3 protein-coding genes are annotated in these 4450 nt (G+C 35.2%); all 3 read right to left on the minus strand.

The window, feature by feature from the left end; all coding sequences use genetic code 11:
• Nucleotides 1-96: 96 nt before the first annotated feature.
• Nucleotides 97-597, minus strand: coding sequence for a GNAT family N-acetyltransferase (locus ACE1OF_RS19405; RefSeq protein WP_342884029.1), 501 nt, complete (start codon nt 595-597; stop codon nt 97-99).
• Between the two features lie 133 nt (nt 598-730).
• A complete protein-coding gene (locus ACE1OF_RS19410) occupies nt 731-2566 on the minus strand; it encodes an ATP-dependent nuclease (protein ID WP_448896525.1) in 1836 nt (611 codons plus the stop codon).
• Nucleotides 2563-4215 (minus strand): ATP-binding protein, encoded by a 1653-nt coding sequence (locus ACE1OF_RS19415; RefSeq protein ID WP_448896526.1) that lies wholly within the window; start codon nt 4213-4215, stop codon nt 2563-2565. The genes ACE1OF_RS19410 and ACE1OF_RS19415 overlap by 4 nt, the downstream gene beginning before the upstream one ends.
• Between the last annotated feature and the right edge of the window lie 235 nt (nt 4216-4450).

Below are 4450 nucleotides of genomic sequence, written 5' to 3' on the forward strand. Positions count from 1 at the left end.
TTCAACAAAAAATCACTATTTACACTATAAGTAGCGCTTCGGGCTTGTTCAACACCCGAATAAGGTGTCGGCTGACGCGACACCTATTCTTATTTGTTATGCGTATTTTAACCTAAACTCTGTACAAGCTAACTGCTTATTATTTAATACAATAAAGTTAGGGACATTACCAATAGGCTCAAAGCCTTGTTTTAACAATACATGCTTTGAAGCTGGGTTGTTTTCTAATACTTTAGCTTCTAATGAACGAACGCAAAATTTTCTTTTTGCAATATCAATTAGTGAAGCCAGACAAAAGCTTGCATAGCCTTGAGATAAAAAACGTTTTGAAACCCTATAACCGACAACAGCTTTATTAGTGCTAATATCTCTTAAATTGGCTCTTGCGACAATTTCATTATTTTTAATAAGTAAACCACAAAACGCTGTACCAGAATTTACCTTATTAAGTTCTGCATCAATGTGCTTTCCGACACCTTTAGCCGAATAAAAATCATGTCCTCGAGGCTCAATTAATGATTCAAACCATGATCTATTTTCTAGCTCGAAAGCTAATAATTTCTCCAAATGATCTTTAGATAACAGCTCAAGTTGCATTGAAACTCTCTATACGCATAACGCCGCCATAAGCGGTGAGTAATAGCTTGCTAAAATGTGAAACGAAGTGGAACCGAGCAAGCTGTTGCGAATCCGACTTAATGGCCTTGTTAAATGGCCGGTGCCAACCAAACTATTTCCGAATAAACTCAACTAAATCTTTCAGTTTATTTTCTAAGTCAAGTAACGAACAGTGTGTTTTATCGAGCTTATCGACTACCGCTTTAGCAATAGGTACTTTTTTGCTTGCATAACTTAAAGCAATATTACTCAATGAAGATGCATCTAGCTGGGTAGCATCGTCAAATTGATAACAATCGGAAATAGCTTTGTCGAATGAATCAAATTTTTCAAATATAAAGTCTGAAGCTTGAGTTGATTTTAACGACAGTTTCTTATGGTTATCTCCCTGACCAATTGATTCACGCTTGAAACCTTGGCTAGTTAAAATATCAAAGAATAGGTTTTTGCAAATATAATTTTCAATTTCACGACCTTCCGTAATCCACACTTTGACATAATCTTCTACTGTTGAATCTAAACCAGCATTATTAGCATTGGCTGTTCGAAGTCTATCCAACATAGAACTTAGATATGCTTTAAAACCCTCATCATCTCGATTTGTTTGCGAAGAACAATCAGAATCGGCAATCAAGCATGCCTTCCTACTGGTACTAAAAATATTAATTAGATTCTCACCAATATCATCTAGTACTGTGAAAGAAGCTAAGTTTGTACCGCCAAAGTATAAGAAGGAATAGTCTTTTCCTTCTTTCAGTTCTCCGTCAGAATATATATCAATCCATTTTTTCAAGTAAATCCTATCACTAGGCCCTTCAACCCATAAAACAGTATTAGCTTGAAGTATTTGAGAAGCTTTTACGCCCAGTGAATCTAATGTTTCATAATACTTGATGACATTGTCATTCGGGGTAATTGAACTTGCGCCATTGGGCGATTTTAAAGTTCTGTATACAGCCCAGTTTTCATTTAGGCAGTCAATAAGGGATGGAGAATGAGTAGTGATAAAGAATCTATGATTAATTAACTCTTTCTCAAAAATACTTATAAGTTTAACTACTGCTTCTGGGTGTAAATTAGCTTCAGGTTCTTCAAGAAAGACGTTTAAATTGACTTCCTTGTTAATCCAAAGGTGTGATAGCAACATCACTATTTGAGAGACACCAGTACCTAACTGATCTAAAGAAAAGGATAGTCCTGATTCAAACTCAATATTTAAATCCTTATCTACAACTTCAATATTAGTTACTTGCTCAGATAAAATATCAGTTAGCCACTGCTTAATTTGTCTTTTATATCCAGCCCAGTTTGATGGAGTTGCTCTGTCGAGTCTTAACTTATCAAGTTCTTCAATAATTTTTGCGCCATCAAAATAGTAGCTTTGATCATTATTCGAATTACGCGAGTGATGTCGAATAGGGTCAACAAATACCAATGAATTTAAGAAGCTTCTCCAGTAAAATTCATTATCACTAAACCCTGCTACATCGTCAGTCGGGTCTATCCATGTATCTGCTTCCAAATCAGAACAGATTAAATTACTATCATTGAAAATCGGCTTGCCATTAACCTTCATGTTTAAAACAGATGTATTAGAACTAACGTCATGGTAGCAATCTAGCGTAACTTTATTCTCATTTACCGTATAAGAAATTTTATCATCTTCCGTGAAGGCATTATCGTTTGAAAGTGAAATTTCGCAGTTAATTTTTTCCTTTCCCCAACCCCATGTTTGGCTTTCATCAAGTTCAGCGGCAACTGAAATCGCAGTTCCAGCAGTCAGGTTTTCACTAGCTATACTTTTTAAGTAATTAAAATATTTTGCTAAATTAGATTTCCCTGAGTTATTTGGTCCAATAATTAGGTTGATTGACTTTAATCCGCTTATATAGACGCCATTTAAATCATATGAGCGCCAACCGCAAAGTTTTATAGAGTCAATCTTCATTTAGATTTGTCCTGCTTATGCCAAGAGTCAACTAAGGCTTTTAATGAATAGTTCACAGGCTTCCCTAGTTTCCAAGATTTATGATATCTAACGTCATTACTTCTAGGCATTGGGTTTGGCACCCTAAATTGAACTTTTCTTGGTAAATTAATTGAGTCTCCAGAAACAAATGCCTCACCGTCTCTAAGGCTAGGCAAGAAGTCAACTTGACCAGCTAATGTATCTGGCAACAACCTTTTAATCTTGTTTTGATCTAGATCATTGGTAAGTCGAAGAGCAATGTATGTACCACATTGCGATAAAACTGTTGTAGAAACATTTGACGGCCGTTGAGTTACAACTGTCAAACCTATACCATACTTCCGACCTTCTTTAGCAATTCTTTCAACCCGTTCTTTTGCTATATTGAACTTTGAATCACTATCTTCTGGAATATAAGTGTGAGCTTCTTCTAGTATTAAGTTAAGAGGGATATTTTCAGAATCTAAATCCCAATATTTAAAGTCGAAACATAATCTTGAAATAACGCCAACACAAACAGCTCTTACTTCTGCTGGCAAGCCACTTAAATCTAATATGTTTAAATATGCTTCAGATTCTGCTAAACCTAAAATAAATTCAAAATATTCGACTATTGATGTTTCACTATCAATTTTTCGATGAAGAAATGAGTAACGAGTGTCATAACGTACAGCTTGGAGTTTAAGAATAATGCTCTCATATGGTTTCTTATTAGTGGCATTATTTTGGGAGTCCTTTTCAGCTATAATTTCATCTAAAAGAGCATCAATACTGAAAAAAATTGGTGTATCTGCAGAAACGACTACACCATCAATATTTTGCTTTTCAGCTTCTAATTCTTTTTGTTTCGTTATAAGCCTTTTTATTATGGCTTTCTGGTTAGATCCAGGCTCAAGATGATAAACACCGAAAAACTCTTCTAAATCTAAAAACCAGTATGGGAGTGTAAACTCATTCCAAGGAATTGCATTTGTCCTATTTTTAAAGTCTTCGTTTGGTGCTTTATCGTTATAGCCAAATGCTGAAGGGTATTCATTATGAATATCAAAAAATAATATTCTGGGGCACTCATAGCTTGATAATATAGACTGAACTATCGATGCTACAGTGCAGCTTTTGCCACTACCTGTTGTACCTAATATGGCAGTATGTCGCCCCATTAACTTATCTAGATTTAAATATGTTTGATCGTCATCGTTTGCATCGGTAACACAAAAGTGCTCTTTGTCTTCTTCTAGGTCTATGCCGATTAATTGGTTTACTTGGTCACTGCTAAGAAAGTATGTATCACAATTTATTGTGGGAAGTCGCTTGGTGCCTCGATTAAACTTACCATTGATAGCACAACCCAAGATTGAAAGCGTTACTACTTTCCTCTCTTCTCTAACTATTTCAAACCCATCTATCGCTCTTTTTGTTTTCTCTATTTCAGTGATCTGAACTTTGCTTATAGTACAAATTGTATTACCGTGCGCACCGCCACAGTTAACATAAGCACCAACCTCAGCGCAGTGCTTTATGCCTTGAAACTCGCGCTCTAAAACATCTGCATGAAGTATAATTGCGGCACCGTCAACTTCTTTAATTTTACCAAATTTTAAAGCATCTTCTCTTAATGATGTTGTCAAGTTATAACTTCCTTATTAGTTAGAGTATTTCGCCACAGTTTGAAGCTGAGGTTATGCAAGGTCATTTAACAGCTTATTGAACACCATTTTGGTGGTTTATAACACCCCAAAACAGCGTATATTACGTGGGCTAATAATTTCACTAAAAAACATCTTTGTAAACAAATAATTATATGTATTTTAAAATAACCTTTGTTGTTACGCCCCAAAACGGCTTGTAATAATGTTATTGGAC

This window comes from Colwellia sp. E150_009, assembly GCF_053543955.1.

What these genes read in the sequence shown, in the direction of transcription:
- ACE1OF_RS19405 (WP_342884029.1), bottom strand. Translation starts at nt 597, where the DNA reads ATGCAACTTGAGCTGTTATCTAAAGATCATTTGGAGAAATTATTAGCT.
- ACE1OF_RS19410 (WP_448896525.1), bottom strand. Translation starts at nt 2,566, where the DNA reads ATGAAGATTGACTCTATAAAACTTTGCGGTTGGCGCTCATATGATTTA.